10 protein-coding genes and 1 riboswitch are annotated in these 13,295 nt (G+C 74.8%); of the genes, 6 read left to right on the top strand and 4 right to left on the bottom strand.

The window, feature by feature from the left end; genetic code table 11:
• Window positions 1-12: 12 nt before the first annotated feature.
• On the top strand, window positions 13-1,422 hold the full coding sequence (locus ACH45N_RS10060) for an aspartate aminotransferase family protein (protein ID WP_397393276.1): 1,410 nt from the start codon (window positions 13-15) through the stop codon (window positions 1,420-1,422).
• A gap of 174 nt (window positions 1,423-1,596) precedes the next feature.
• On the opposite strand, the gene ACH45N_RS10055 is transcribed toward ACH45N_RS10060, so the two are convergent.
• Window positions 1,597-2,595 carry an SDR family NAD(P)-dependent oxidoreductase gene (locus ACH45N_RS10055; protein ID WP_397393275.1) on the bottom strand — a complete coding sequence of 333 codons (999 nt, stop codon included), beginning with the start codon at window positions 2,593-2,595 and terminating at the stop codon, window positions 1,597-1,599.
• 34 nt (window positions 2,596-2,629) lie between these two features.
• The gene (locus ACH45N_RS10050) at window positions 2,630-3,661 is read right to left on the bottom strand and encodes an aldo/keto reductase (protein ID WP_397393274.1); all 1,032 of its coding nucleotides are present in this window, start codon (window positions 3,659-3,661) and stop codon (window positions 2,630-2,632) included.
• Between the two features lie 124 nt (window positions 3,662-3,785).
• On the opposite strand from ACH45N_RS10050, the gene ACH45N_RS10045 reads away from it, so the two are divergent.
• The 4 genes from ACH45N_RS10045 (at window position 3,786) to thiD (ending at window position 6,975) form a co-directional block, all read left to right on the top strand.
• A complete protein-coding gene (locus ACH45N_RS10045) occupies window positions 3,786-4,376 on the top strand; it encodes a TetR/AcrR family transcriptional regulator (RefSeq protein ID WP_397393273.1) in 591 nt (196 codons plus the stop codon).
• Window positions 4,377-4,430: 54 nt separating this feature from the next.
• A riboswitch (TPP riboswitch) is annotated at window positions 4,431-4,528 on the top strand.
• Complete coding sequence (gene thiM / locus ACH45N_RS10040) at window positions 4,518-5,351, top strand: hydroxyethylthiazole kinase (protein ID WP_397393272.1); 834 nt, start codon at window positions 4,518-4,520, stop codon at window positions 5,349-5,351. It overlaps the preceding riboswitch by 11 nt.
• Window positions 5,348-6,052 (top strand): thiamine phosphate synthase, encoded by a 705-nt coding sequence (thiE, locus tag ACH45N_RS10035; protein WP_397393271.1) that lies wholly within the window; start codon window positions 5,348-5,350, stop codon window positions 6,050-6,052. Before thiM ends, thiE begins: the two co-directional genes overlap by 4 nt.
• On the top strand, window positions 6,049-6,975 hold the full coding sequence (gene thiD / locus ACH45N_RS10030; protein WP_397393270.1) for a bifunctional hydroxymethylpyrimidine kinase/phosphomethylpyrimidine kinase: 927 nt from the start codon (window positions 6,049-6,051) through the stop codon (window positions 6,973-6,975). Before thiE ends, thiD begins: the two co-directional genes overlap by 4 nt.
• Window positions 6,976-7,062: 87 nt before the next feature.
• Here thiD and dxr read toward each other — a convergent pair whose 3' ends face one another.
• Together dxr and ACH45N_RS10020 are read right to left on the bottom strand one after the other, a co-directional pair.
• Complete coding sequence (dxr, locus tag ACH45N_RS10025; protein ID WP_397393269.1) at window positions 7,063-8,232, bottom strand: 1-deoxy-D-xylulose-5-phosphate reductoisomerase; 1,170 nt, start codon at window positions 8,230-8,232, stop codon at window positions 7,063-7,065.
• A gap of 37 nt (window positions 8,233-8,269) precedes the next feature.
• Window positions 8,270-10,066 (bottom strand): RyR domain-containing protein, encoded by a 1,797-nt coding sequence (locus tag ACH45N_RS10020; protein WP_397393268.1) that lies wholly within the window; start codon window positions 10,064-10,066, stop codon window positions 8,270-8,272.
• A 154-nt stretch (window positions 10,067-10,220) separates the two neighbouring features.
• Here ACH45N_RS10020 and ACH45N_RS10015 point away from each other — a divergent pair, with 154 nt between their 5' ends.
• Window positions 10,221-13,289: a hypothetical protein gene (locus ACH45N_RS10015; protein WP_397393267.1), complete on the top strand. Its 3,069-nt coding sequence runs from the start codon at window positions 10,221-10,223 to the stop codon at window positions 13,287-13,289.
• Window positions 13,290-13,295: the final 6 nt, after the last annotated feature.

Genomic DNA, 13,295 nt, shown 5'->3' with positions numbered 1-13,295 from the left:
CGGGGGACGACGATGACCGAGAACGCTGCGCCCGCACCCGGAGGGGCGAACGTCACGCCGCGCGGCACGCCGCGGGACGACGCCGCCCGGCGGCACCTCTGGGGGCATTTCACGCGGCAGTCCGCCTGGGACGCCGGGGTGCCCACGCTGGTGCGCGGCGAGGGCCACCACGTCTGGGACGCCGCCGGACGCCGGTACATCGACGGGCTCTCGGGCCTGTTCGTGGTCCAGGCCGGGCACGGCCGGCGGGTGCTCGCCGAGGCCGCGGCCCGGCAGGCGGGCGAGCTCGCCTTCTTCCCGCTGTGGTCGTTCGCGCACCCCCCGGCCATCGACCTGGCCGAACGGCTGGCCGACCACGCGCCGGGCGACCTGAACCGCGTGTTCTTCACGACCGGCGGCTCCGAGGCCGTGGAGACGGCGTTCAAGCTGGCCAAGCAGTACTGGAGACTGCAGGGCAGGCCCGGCAAGTACAAGGTGATCTCGCGGACCATCGCCTACCACGGCACCACGCACGGCGCGCTGTCCGTCACGGGCCTGCCGGGCCTCAAGGAGCCGTTCGAGCCCCTCGTCCCGGGCGCCTTCAAGGTGCCGAACACCAACATCTACCGGGCCGCGGAGGACCTCCGCGACGACCCGAAGGCGTTCGGCCGCTGGGCCGCCGACCAGATCGAGGCGCTCATCGAGGCCGAGGGGCCCGACTCGGTGGCGGCCGTGTTCCTGGAGCCCGTGCAGAACGCGGGTGGCTGCTTCCCGCCCCCGCCGGGGTACTTCGAGCGGGTGCGCGAGATCTGCGACCGGCACGACGTGCTGCTCGTCTCCGACGAGGTGATCTGCGCGTTCGGCCGGATCGGGTCCATCTTCGCGTGCGACGACTTCGGCTACGTGCCCGACATGATCACGTGCGCCAAGGGCATGGCGTCGGGCTACTCCCCGATCGGCGCGTGTCTCGTCTCCGACCGGGTGTTCGAGCCGTTCGCCCACGGGTCCACGACCTTCGCGCACGGGTACACGTTCGGCGGGCACCCGGTGTCCGCGGCGGTCGCGATGGCGAACCTCGATCTCTTCGACGAGGAGGACCTGACCGGGCGGGTGAAGGAGAACGCGCCCGCCTTCCGGGCCACCCTGGAGCGGCTGCACGACCTGCCGATCGTCGGCGACGTGCGCGGCGCCGGGTACTTCTACGGGATCGAGCTCGTCCGGGACAAGACCACGCGGGAGACCTTCTCCGGCGACGAGGCCGAGCGCCTGCTGCGCGGGTTCCTCACACCCGCGCTGTTCGAGGCGGGGCTGTACTGCCGCGCCGACGACCGCGGCGACCCGGTGGTGCAGCTCGCGCCGCCGCTGACGATCGGACAGCCGGAGTTCGACGAGATCGAGCAGATCCTGCGGGGCGTGCTGAGCGAGGCGTGGACGCGGCTGTGACGTGCGGGCGACGCCGCCCGGCTGGGCCCGGCCGCGATGTGCGCTTCTACCCCGTCATTGGGCCCGTAAACACCTTCGTTTCGGGCCCAATGACGGGGTAGAAGCGCACCTTCGGTTCCAGCCCCGGACCCCGGCCGGTCCGGTCACCCCGGCCCCGGCGACCGCCCGCGTCCGTCACGCCGCCAGCAGCCGCTCCGTCAGGGCCCACAGCCGGCGGGCCGAGTCCGGGTCGATCGAGTGCGGCACGACGTCGGCTGGGACGTCGTCGGCGTCGGCCCCAGTGAGGTCGACGGGCCGGGGGTCCTCGTCCAGCGGCGAGACGTCGCTGTTGATGAGGTACACGCCGCCGACGTCGGCCAGCAGGGAGCTGGTCGCGGCGAACACGATCGTCGCGGCGCCCTGCTCCGGCGTCTTCTTGCCGTGCTCGGGGTCGATGACCGGGTTGCCGTCGTCGTCGATGAGGCGCATCGCGCGCTGGGCCGCCTCGCCCACGGAACGGTTGAAGGACGTCGCCGGCACGATGCCGGGGTGCGGCGCGTACGCGCGGATCCCCTCGCCCGCCCAGCGCCGGTCGAGCTCGACCGTGAACAGCACGTTCGCCGTCTTGGACTGGGCGTAGGCGAGCCCCGGGTCGTAGCCGCCGGCGGTGAAGTTCGGGTCGTCCCACAGGATGTCGGACATCCGCTGCGCGCCGGACGTGGTGGTGACCACGCGGGCGCCGTCCGCGGCCCGGAGCGCCGGGTGGAGGCCCAGGGTGAGCTGGGCGTGCCCGAGGTGGTTGGTGGCGAGCTGTGCCTCGTAGCCGCGCGCGTCCCGCTCGATCCGCGCCGGGGCCGGGTAGCCCGCGTTGTTGATCAGCACGTGCAGCGGTCGGCCGGAGCCCAGGTAGCGCTCGACGAACGCGTCGATCGACGCGGGGTCCAGCAGGTCGAGGCGGCCGACCTCGACCCGTTCGATCCCGGCGACGGCCGCGGCCGCGCGCTCGGGGTCGCGCGAGGCGACCGTGACCGAGGCACCGGCCCCGGCCAGCGCTCGCGTGGCCACCAGGCCGAGGCCCGAGTGGCCGCCCGTGACGATGATGTTCCTGCCGGTCAGGTCGACGCCCGCGAGGACGTCGTCGACCGTGGAGGCGGCGGTGAAGCCGGTGCCGAGGGGGTGCTGGCGGTGTGACATGGGGGTTCCCTTCGTGCGGTGGGGCGCGCCCGCGTCAGGCGGCGGCCGCGCGCTGCTCGGCGGGCCGACGGCGCAGGGCGGGCTGCTGGATGGCGGGCGGGTCGTAGGCCATGTCGAGGCGGCCGATGTCGGTGCCGGGCGGCACGATGGCGTCGATCCGGTCGAGGGTCTCGTCGCTGAGGCTGACCTCGGCGCCCGCGAGCGCGCTGTCGAGGTGCTCCATGGTGCGCGGGCCGATGATCGCGGACGTGACGCCGGGATGGGCGATCGCGAACGCCATCGCGAGGTGGTTCAGCGGGATCCCGGCCTCCTGCGCGACGGGGATGAGCTGCTCGACGACGTCGAGGCGCCGCTCGTCCTGCAGGTGCGCGAACCCGTACTGCGCCCGGTGGGCGTCGCTGGCGCGGCCCTTGCGGTACCTGCCGGTGAGCATCCCTCCGGCCAGCGGGCTCCACACGAGGGTGCCCATGCCGTACTGCTGGGCGACCGGCAGGACGTCCCGCTCGATGCCGCGGTTGAGGATCGAGTACGGCGGCTGCTCGGTGCGGAACCGCTCCAGGCCGCGCCGCTCGGCCACCCACTGCGCCTGGACGATGTCGGCGGCGGGCATGGTGGACGAGCCGATGGCCCGCACCTTGCCCGAGTTGACGAGGTAGGTCAGCGCGGCCAGCGTGTCCTCGACGTCCGTGTCCGGGTCGGGCCGGTGGATCTGGTACAGGTCGATGTGGTCGGTGCCCAGGCGACGCAGGGAGTTCTCCACCTCGGCGATGATCCAGCGCCGCGAGTTGCCGCGGTGGTTGGGGTCGTCGCTCATCGGCAGGTGCACCTTGGTGGCCAGCACGACGTCGTCGCGGCGCCCCTTGAGCGCCTTGCCCACGATCTCCTCGGACTCGCCGCGCGAGTAGGCGTCGGCCGTGTCGATGAAGTTGATCCCCGCGTCGAGGGCCTTGTGGATGATCTTGACCGACTCGTCGTGGTCCGGGTTGCCGATCGCGCCGAACATCATCGCGCCGAGCGCGTAGGGGCTGACCTTGATGCCGGTCCGGCCGAGGCTGCGGTACTGCATGGGGCCCTCCTGGGGTCGAGAGGTCTGGTGGGCGTCGCCGCGGTGCCGTACTCTGGAACTAAGCGGAACGCTCTTCCAGAACTATATGGAAAGCCATTCCGGTTAGCAAGAGATCGGGAGCGAAGTGATCCAGAACACAGAGCAGCGGCCGCTGCGCCGCGACGCGCAGCGCAACATCGACGCGCTGCTCGACGCCGCCAAGCAGGTCTTCGGCACGTCGGGCGTCGACGCGCCCGCCAAGGAGATCGCCGACCTGGCCGGCGTCGGGGTCGGCACGCTCTACCGGCACTTCCCCAAGCGGTCCGACCTGGTCAAGGCCGTGTTCCAGGCCGAGGTCGACGCCACCGCCGACGCCGCGCCGGTGCTGGCCGCCGAGCACCCGCCGGTCGTCGCGCTCGAGAAGTGGCTCCACCGCTACACCCAGTTCCTCGTGACCAAGCGCGGGCTCGCCTCGGCGCTGCACTCCGGCGACCCGGCGTTCGACGCCCTGCCCGCCTACTTCATCGGGCGGCTCGGCCCCGCCCTCGGCTCGCTGCTCGACGCCGCCGTCGCGGCCGGCGCCGTCCGCGCCGTCGCCAGCCCACAGGACCTCCTGTACGCCGTGTCCAAGCTGTCGCTGCCCATGGAGGACGAGGAGCCGGACCACGGTCGGCGCATGCTCGACCTGCTCGTCGACGGGCTGCGGTACGGCGCGGGCCAGGGCTCCACGAGCTAGCACCCCACCCGCCGAGACGGTTTCGGACGGACGACGTCCGCGGCTAGGGTGGGCCCACTTGGCGCGGGGCGCCGGGCACCAGCCCGGCTGAGATGCACCCGTGGAACCTGATCTAGGTAGTGCTAGCGAAGGGAACGCCTCATGGGCTCCGTCCTGCCCGACGCCGTCGCGTCGGTCGTCACCGCGGTGCGCGACACCGCACCCCTGGTGCACTGCGTGACCAACGTGGTGGTCACTAACTTCACCGCCAACGTGCTGCTCGCCGCCGGGGCGGCGCCGGCCATGGTCGCCGACCCCGAGGAGGCGCCCGTCCTGGCCGGCGTCGCCGGCGGCCTGCTCGTCAACCTCGGCACCGTCGAGGGTGGCCAGGCCGACGGCATGCGCGCCGCCGTCGACGGCGCCACCGCCGCGGGCGTGCCCTGGGTGCTCGACCCCGTGGCCATCGGCGCGCTGCCGCTGCGCACCCGCCTCGCGGCCGAGCTCTTCGCGCGCGGACCCGCCGTCGTGCGCGGCAACGCGTCCGAGGTCCAGGCGCTCGCCGGCGGCGCCGGCGGCCGGGGCGTCGACTCCCTCGACACGCCCGACGCCGTGCGGGATGTCGCGCTCGGCCTCGCCCGGTCGTCCGGCGCGGTGATCGCCGTCAGCGGCGCGTCCGACCTGATCACCAACGGCGAGCGCGTCGTACGGGTCCGAGCCGGCACTGCCCTGATGACGCGGGTGACCGGCGTCGGCTGCTCGCTCGGCGCGCTCGTCGCGGCCTGCTCCGCCGTCACCGAGGACCGCCTGCTCGCCGCGACCGCCGCGACGGCCTGGCTGTGCGTCGCCGCCGACCGCACCGCGTCGACCACCCCCGGCAGCTTCGCCGTGGAGCTGGTCGACCGCGTGTTCGACGTCGACCCCGAGGCCGTCGGGTTCGGCGCCGGGCTGGTGAACGAGCCCGCCACCGGGCACGAGCCCGCGCGGGCCGAGGCGTGAGCGCCCGGATCCGCCTCGACCCGACCGTCTACCTCGTCACCGACACCCGGCAGTGCGGCGGCCCCGCCGGGGTCGTCGCCACGGTAGGCGCGGCGGTCGACGGCGGCGTGACCGCCGTCCAGCTCCGCGACCCGGGAGCGACCACCCGCGAGCTGGTGGACCTGGGCCGCGCGCTGGTCGCCCTGCTGCGCCCGCTCGGGGTCCCGCTCGTCGTGGACGACCGGGTGGACGTGGCGCTCGCGATCGACGCCGACGGCGCCCACGTGGGCCAGTGTGACCTCGACCCCGTCTCCGCGCGGCGCCTGCTGGGTCCGGACCGGCACCTCGGGCTGAGCGTCAGCACGCCCGAGGAGGCGCGGGCCGCGACCGATCTCCCGCCCGGCACCGTCGACCTGCTCGGCGTGGGCCCGGTGCGGCCCACCCTGACCAAGTCCGACGCCCGGCCGGCGATCGGCTTCACCCGGCTGAGCGTCGTCACGGCCGCCGCGGCGCTGCCGTGCGTGGCGATCGGCGGGCTGCGGGCGGACGACGTCGCCGCACTGCACGGGGCCGGTGCGGCCGGCAGCGCCGTCGTCTCCGCCGTCTGCGGCCGGCCCGACCCGGCCGCCGCGGCGCGGGAGATCGCGGTGGCCTGGGCTGCGGCGCGGGCCCCGGGCCGTTCGGGGGCGCGCCCGCGGGCGACGACGGGACCGGCCTCATGAGCCCGTCCGCACGGGACGCGGCGCGGGCCGCCGACGTCGCCCCGCGCGTCCGCCCGCCCGGTCACCCGGTCGTGGCGCTGACGATCGCGGGGTCGGACCCGTCCGGCGGTGCCGGGATCCAGGCCGACCTGAAGACCTTCGCGGCGCTCGGCGGCTACGGCTGCGCGGTGCTCACGGGGCTGACGGCGCAGTCCACGACCGGCGTGACGCGGGTGCACCCCGTGCCCGCCGACATGGTGCGCGCGCAGCTCGACACGCTGTTCGCCGACGTCGCCGTGGACGCGATCAAGATCGGCATGACCACGGACGCCGCGATCGCCCGGGCCGTCGCCGCGGCCCTGCGCGACCTGCGGGCCGCCGGACGCGCGCCGTACGTGGTGCTCGACCCGGTGATGGTCGCGACGTCGGGCGACCGGCTGCTCGCGCCCGACGCGGAGGCGGTGCTCCGCAACGAGCTGCTTCCCCTGGCCGACCTCGTGACGCCCAACCTGCCCGAGGCCGCCGTGCTGCTGGGCGCCGACCCGGCCCGCGACGGCAGGGAGGCGGCCGACCAGGCCCGGGCGCTGCGGGCGCTCGGCACGGGGTTCGCGCTGGTCAAGGGCGGTCACCTCGACTCGGCGGAGTCGGTGGACCACCTCGCGGGTCCGGGGCTCGGGCCGGACGGCGTCGTCGCCCTGGTCGCCCCCCGGATCCCCACGCGGAACACCCACGGCACGGGCTGCACGCTCAGCTCGGCGTGCGCCGTGCTGCGCCCCGCGCACGACGCGTGGGAGCCGGCGGTCCGGGCCGCCAAGGAGTATCTGACCGGGGCGCTGCGCGCGGCGGACGCCCTCGTCGTCGGCGGCACGGGGACGGCGTCGGGCCGGTGGCAGGGCCACGGCCCGGTCGACCACGCCCACGCCACCCGCCGACCAGCCAACTGACTCACCAACCGGCGGATGCCGAGTCAGCCACCTGGTCGGACCACCTGGCTGACTCGGCGAACCGGCCATGGCGAGTCAGCGGGGTGGTCACGCCGACTTGAGGATCTCCGCCGCGCGCGCCCGCGCCCAGGCGTCGGCCTCCAGCACGCCCTCGACCGACGACGCGTCGCCCGCCCCGACCGACGCGTGCGCCTCGACGACCGCGGCCACCGTGTCGACGATGTCGAGGAACCCGATGGTGCCGTCGTGGAACGCGTCCACGCACACCTCGTTCGCGGCGTTGTAGACGGCGGGATGGGTCCCGCCGGCCTCGCCGACCTGGCGGGCCAGCCGGACGGACGGGAAGGCGTCGTCGTCCAGGGGCAGGAACTCCCAGCTCGCGGCCTGCGTCCAGTCGATGCCGACGTCGACGTCGGGCAGCCGGTCCGGCCAGGACAGGCCGAGCGCGATCGGCACGAGCATCCGCGGCGGCCCAGCCTGCGCGATGGTGGAACCGTCGACGAACTCGACCATGGAATGGATCATCTGCTGCGGGTGCACCACGACGTCGATGGCGCTGAACGGCAGGTCGAACAGCAGGTGCGCCTCAATGACCTCCAGACCCTTGTTGACCAGGGTCGCGGAGTTGGTGGTGACCACGCGACCCATCGCGAAGTTCGGGTGCCGCAGGGCCTGGGCGGGCGTCACGTCGCGCAGGTCGTCCCGCGAGCGCCCCCGGAACGGCCCGCCGCTGGCGGTCACCACGAGCCGGCGCACCTCGGCCGAGGAGCCCGAGCGCAGCGACTGCGCGATGGCCGAGTGCTCGGAGTCGACGGGCACGATCTGGCCCTCGTGCCGCACGGCGGCCTTGACCAGGGCGCCGCCCACCACGAGCGACTCCTTGTTCGCGAGCGCCAGCGTCGACCCGGCGTCGAGCGCGGCCAGCGTGGGGCGCAGCCCGACGGAGCCGGTGATGCCGTTGAGCACGACGTCGCTCCCCCGGCCGGCCAGCTCGGTGGCGGCGTCGGGCCCGGCGAGCACCTCGACGCCGTCGGCGCCGGCCTCGCCGAGCAGGGTGGTCAGGGCGGGGCGCGCGGCGGCGTCGGCCACGGCGACGGCGCGGACCCCGAGCGTGGCCGCCTGCCGGGCGAGCAGCGGCAGGTCCGTGCCGCCCGCGGACAGCGCGTCGACGCGGAACCGCTCGGGGTTGCGCCCGATGACGTCGACGGCCTGCGTGCCGATGGAACCGGTGGAGCCGAGAAGGGTGACGCTTCGCATGGGTCCATCCTGTCAGCCCGGGACGGCCCGCCCGACGTCAGGACTCGCCCGGCTGCTCCGTCCGCCCGCGGCCGAACATGCGCCAGCCGCGGACCACGCCCCGCGGGTCGGGGACGGGGGCGTCCGCGGGCTCCCAGCCGGCGTCGTCGTCGAGCGGCACCACGCGCAGGCCGAAGTCGGCCAGGATGACCGGGATGGCGCGGATCGCGGCACGGTCCTTCTCGCGGTCGGGTTCGGACAGGTCCGCCCAGGGCCGCAGGTCGGGGTGCAGCCGGCGGGCGTCGTCGCGCTCGGGCCCGTAGGTCCAGCCGGCGGCGACCTTCTCGGCCATCCAGCGGTCGTGCTCGTCCACGGCCCGCGCGTCGACCACGGGCTCGGGGATCCGGCCGTGCTCGACGTCGCCCGCGGGGACGACGGTGCAGCCCATCTGCCGCAGGCGGTCGGGAATCGCGCGCACCTGGGCCCGGTTGGCGGCCCGCAGGTCCTCGGACAGCTCGGACCACGAGACCATGGCGGGAGTGCTCTGCCACGCCACACCGCGGGCACGCTGGTTGCGCAGGTAGGTCAGGTGGGCGGAGACGGCCATCAGGTCGTAGACGTCGTCGTGCACGAGCGCGCCGGGCGCGGTGGCCCGGCGCAGGAGCGTCCCGGGCTCGACGATGTCGAGGCGGCCGGCCAGGTCGTCGAGGATGGCGCCGTCGTGCGCGCCGAAGAGCCCGCCCAGCCCGGCGAGGCGGTTCAGGCGGAGCACGACGGCGCCCTCGCTCGCGCGCCAGAGGTCGCTGTCGTGCAGCGCCTCCCGGAGCGCGTCGCCGTCGTCGTCGTGGCACACGTAGACGCGCTGCGGGCTGCCGACCGCGCGGACCTCGGCGAACGTGTCCACGGGCACGAGCCGGCACGCCGCGCGCACGCTCGGCCAGCGGGCGCGTAGCGCCTCGGCGGCCTCCCACGCGCCGGGCCCGACCAGGGTCACGGTGAGCGGTTCACCGCCGTTGGCGATCTCGACGCTGCGCAGTCGCGCGAACGCCACGACGAGAGCCCGGCTGAACGTGCCGTGCCCGACGACGGAGATGTGCGGCGCGTCGCCGCGGGCGAGGACCCGGTCGCGCCGGACCAGGGAGCGGGCGACGAGCTCGCCCAGCGTGAAGAAGTCCACGCCCGGCTGCGGATGGCTCAGGTGCCGGGCCTGCAGGGCGAGCGCGAGCTCCGGGTCGCTGACGTGGGCGTTCAGGCGCAGGCCGGGGAGGTCGGCGGTGCGGTCGGCGCGGTTGGCCACGGCCACGGTGAGCACGTTGACGCCCGGTTCGTCGTCCTCCGCCGCGCAGGCGTACAGGACGGCGGCGCCGGACACGCCCGCGTTGCGCAGGGACTCGGCCTCGCCGGACGCGGTGCGGACGACGACGGCGCCGCGGGCCGCGAGCGCCTCGGCGATGAGGTCCGCCGCGGGCGTGCGGCCGACGACGATCGCGTGCCCCCGCATCCGGCGGGTGCGCAGGAGCACGAACTGGTCGGCGAAGAGCGACCGCACGGCCTCGAAGACGGCGTAGCCGGTGGCGACCGGCGCGAGGAACCGGGCCGCCTGGAGCTGCCAGGGCAGGTCACCGCCCTGGTTCGTGGCCTCGGCGCCGAGCACGAAGAGCTGGACGGAGTAGTAGACGAGGTCCCAGCCGCTGGTGCCCCACTCGAAGTCGGGCGAGGTGCGGTAGAGCCAGAAGCCCCACAGCCCCAGGCCGAATGCGACGCCGAAGAGTGCCGTGAAGCCGGCGCGGACCCAGGACCGGCGCACGCGCAGCCGCCGGGGTCCGTCGCGAGGGACGACCAGCTCGGGTGCCATCTCAGACCTTCCTCGTCGGATTGCACGACCCATGCCTAACCGTGCATTTCACCACGAAGGTGACTAGCGTCATGACCTGCGGCGACACTACACACCGGGAGATATGTTTCTCCCGGTCCGCACACATTCGCCGAGGAAAGGCTGCGGGAGCAGGATGACCGACCGGATTGTCCGCTCCCTGCTCCCGACCGCCCGCGCGCACGCGGCGCCGCGTACCGACGGGTACGACGCCTTCCTGTCGTACAGCCGGGACTCCGACGGCGAGTTCGCGCCCGAGTTCCACGCGCAGCTCCTCGACTTCGACAAGCGCGACGGCGTACCGGACCTGAACATCTTTCTGGACCGGACCGGCCTGGCGAACAACCCGAGCCTGTGGGACGCCATCGAGCTCAAGCTCGAACGGTCCGACTACCTGATCCTGCTCGCCTCGGAGGGCGCCGCGAGCTCGAAGTACGTGGCCAAGGAGGTCGCCTGGTGGCTCGACCACCGCGGCCCCGAGACCCTGCTGGTGGCGCTGACCAGCGGCAGGATCGTCTGGGACCAGACGGCGAACGAGATCGACGCGATCAGCACCACGGCCCTGCCCGCCCCGCTGGTCGAGCGGATCGACCACGAGCCCAAGTGGACCGACCTGACACGGCTGCGCCAGCGGCGGCGCTGGCGGCACCACCCGGACCTGGCGGGGGTGCTCGCGGAGCTGGTCGCCCCGCTGCGCGGCCCCGACGTCAGCACCGAGGAGATCCTCAGCGCCCACATCGCCCGGCAGAGCTCGGCCGGGATGCGCAACCGGCTGGTGAACATGGCCCTCGGGGTCATGCTCGCCCTGTCCATCGGCGCGTTCGCGTTCGCGGAGCGGGAGGCGGACCGCGCGAACGAGGCGGTGAACGCCAACGCCGCCCACCTCCTGGGCGCGACGTCGCACGTGGTGCACCAGGACGATCCCGCGTCGGCGCAGCTGATGGCGGTCGAGGCGGTCCGCCGGCTGCGGGACGGGCAGACCCGGACGGCGCTGTTCAACGCCGTGACGGCCAACGAGCCGGCGGACCCGTACCTGCTGCGCACGGTCGACGTGCCCGAGGAGACCGGCCTGGCCGACGTCGCGCCGACCGGTACCGGCGTCGTGGGCCGGACCGAGACCGGCGACCTGGTGCGCTGGAACCCGGACGACGGCGCCCCCACGGTGCTGCGCGGCGACCGCACCCCCTTCGGCACGGTGAGCGGGGCGAGCAGCGGGTCCGGGGGTGGGTCCGGGGACGGATCCCGGCGCACGGGACCCGTCGTGGCCGGCAGCGCCGACGGCTCGGTGGTCGCCGCGGTCGACGACCTGGGCGTGACCGTGGGCCGGTTCGGGCTGCTGCCGGCCGGCAGCACCAGCCGGCAGACGCACCTCGACCTGCCGGGCACGACGGCGGTGGCGGTCACACCCGACGGCGACACCCTGCTCCTCGCGTGGCGGGACGCCGAGACCGGTCGGAACCGGATCGGCAGCATCAACCTGGCCGGCCGCGACCTGGCCGTCCTGGAGTCCGACGACGGCCCGCAGCGCCCGCACGAGCAGCGGCTGGCGTTCCGCACCAAGGCGGGGACGGACCTGACGGTCACCTCGCTCGCCGTCGGCTCAAGCCGCACCCTGGCCGTGGCCGACGCCGCCGCCGGGACCCTGGAGATCCGCAGCCTCGACTCCCTGGAGCTGACCGGGGCCGCGCCCGTCGAGCTGCCCGAGGGCGGCGTGCCGTCGCCGTCCCTGCGGGACTGGGCGACGCTGACCGCCGACGGGGACGCGACCACCGTGACCCTGCACCACTGGGCGGACGGCTCCGTGCGGTCGGCAGACTGCCCGGTCCCGCGCGTGTGGTCGAACCCCGAGGTGGTGGCTGTCGACGACGACACCACGCGCGCCCTGGTCGCCACGGACGACGGCCTGGTCGCGTGCGAGATCGGCGCCGACACCGACGTGCACCGCACCTGGCACCTGTCGGGCATCCGGCGGCCCCAGTCGCCGGTCCTGGTCGGGGTCGACCGGGTCGCGGCGGCGTCGGACGGCCGGATCGCCCTGTGGAGCACCGCCGACACCCACGGGGACGTGCCCCTGCCGAGCGCGGCGGGCGCGGCGGCGGCCCGCGCGGCGGACGACGCGGCGGACGACGCGGCCGATCCCGACGGGCCGACCGCCGTCCTGGCCACGTACCGGGCCGGGCCCACGCAGCCGGCCAGCACCGCGGCGTCCTGGTCGGACGGCACCGTGATGATCCACGGCCTGGGCACGGTGGACCTGCCCGCGGGCAGCCCGGACGCGGGGCGCCCGCTGCTGCCGGTCTGGCTCGACGAGAACCGGCTCCTGCTCGTGACCGCCGACGGCGACGCCTACCGCACCCAGGGCGGGACGACGGCGGGGTACGAGGCCGGGTTCCGCGACCTCGTCGCGTCGGGCCTCGACCAGGGCGACCCGGCCTGCGCCGCGATCGTGAACGCCCAGCGCACGCGCGACGACATCGTGCTGGTCGACACGTGCTCCGGGCTGCACCTGCTCGACGTCGGGCTCCAGGAGCGGGCGCTGTACGTACCCGGCCCGATCGGTTCCACGCCGCGGCTCGCGTCGCCGTGGGTGGAGCCCGGCCGGGTGGCGGTCGCCGACGACGGGAGCAGCGTCGCCGTCGCGCCCCGTGACTTCTCGCTCCGTGTGGCCGACCTGGCGGCCGCGGCCGAGGGCGCGAGCGACGTCTGGACGGTGCGCGGCAGCAGCGTGGACCAGGTGCACGTGATCGGCGAGCGCAGCAGCCCTGAGGACACGGCGCTGCCCGAGCAGCTCGTCACGCTGGGCCTGGACTCGAAGGTGCGGCTGCGTGCGGTCTTCGGGCCGGGCGCCCCCGAGAGCCTCGACCTCACCGGCACCTACGGCGACGTGCTGGCGGTGCTGCCCGGGCCCGACCTCGTGGCCCGCAACCAGGGCTCGGCGCTGGCGTTCTTCGACATCGGGACAGGTCAGAAGGTCGGCGCGCTCGCGACCCGGCTCTACGCGCCCGGCGGCACCGTCGCGCCGAGCGACGTGTACGCCGACGACGGTCAGCTGCTGGTGGTCCAGGACCACGGCGTCACGACGGGGTGGACCTTCTCGGACGACCAGATGATCGCCCGGGCCTGCGCGATGGCGGGTCGCGAGCCGACGGCGTCGGACATGCCGGAGGGGGTAACCCTCAGGGACACCCCGACCTGCACCCCGTAAAGCGTT

It is taken from the genome of Promicromonospora sp. NPDC019610 (assembly GCF_044389365.1).
GTDB lineage: Bacteria > Actinomycetota > Actinomycetes > Actinomycetales > Cellulomonadaceae > Promicromonospora.
Note: the sequence above shows the minus strand (reverse complement) of the source record. Positions and strands in the feature narration are given on the sequence as shown.

Coding starts and splice junctions, on each gene's coding strand:
- ACH45N_RS10020 (WP_397393268.1), bottom strand. CDS start 10,066: ATGGCACCCGAGCTGGTCGTCCCTCGCGACGGACCCCGGCGGCTGCGC.
- thiD (WP_397393270.1), top strand. CDS start 6,049: ATGAGCCCGTCCGCACGGGACGCGGCGCGGGCCGCCGACGTCGCCCCG.
- ACH45N_RS10055 (WP_397393275.1), bottom strand. CDS start 2,595: ATGTCACACCGCCAGCACCCCCTCGGCACCGGCTTCACCGCCGCCTCC.
- ACH45N_RS10050 (WP_397393274.1), bottom strand. CDS start 3,661: ATGCAGTACCGCAGCCTCGGCCGGACCGGCATCAAGGTCAGCCCCTAC.
- ACH45N_RS10060 (WP_397393276.1), top strand. CDS start 13: ATGACCGAGAACGCTGCGCCCGCACCCGGAGGGGCGAACGTCACGCCG.
- ACH45N_RS10015 (WP_397393267.1), top strand. CDS start 10,221: ATGACCGACCGGATTGTCCGCTCCCTGCTCCCGACCGCCCGCGCGCAC.
- dxr (WP_397393269.1), bottom strand. CDS start 8,232: ATGCGAAGCGTCACCCTTCTCGGCTCCACCGGTTCCATCGGCACGCAG.
- thiM (WP_397393272.1), top strand. CDS start 4,518: ATGGGCTCCGTCCTGCCCGACGCCGTCGCGTCGGTCGTCACCGCGGTG.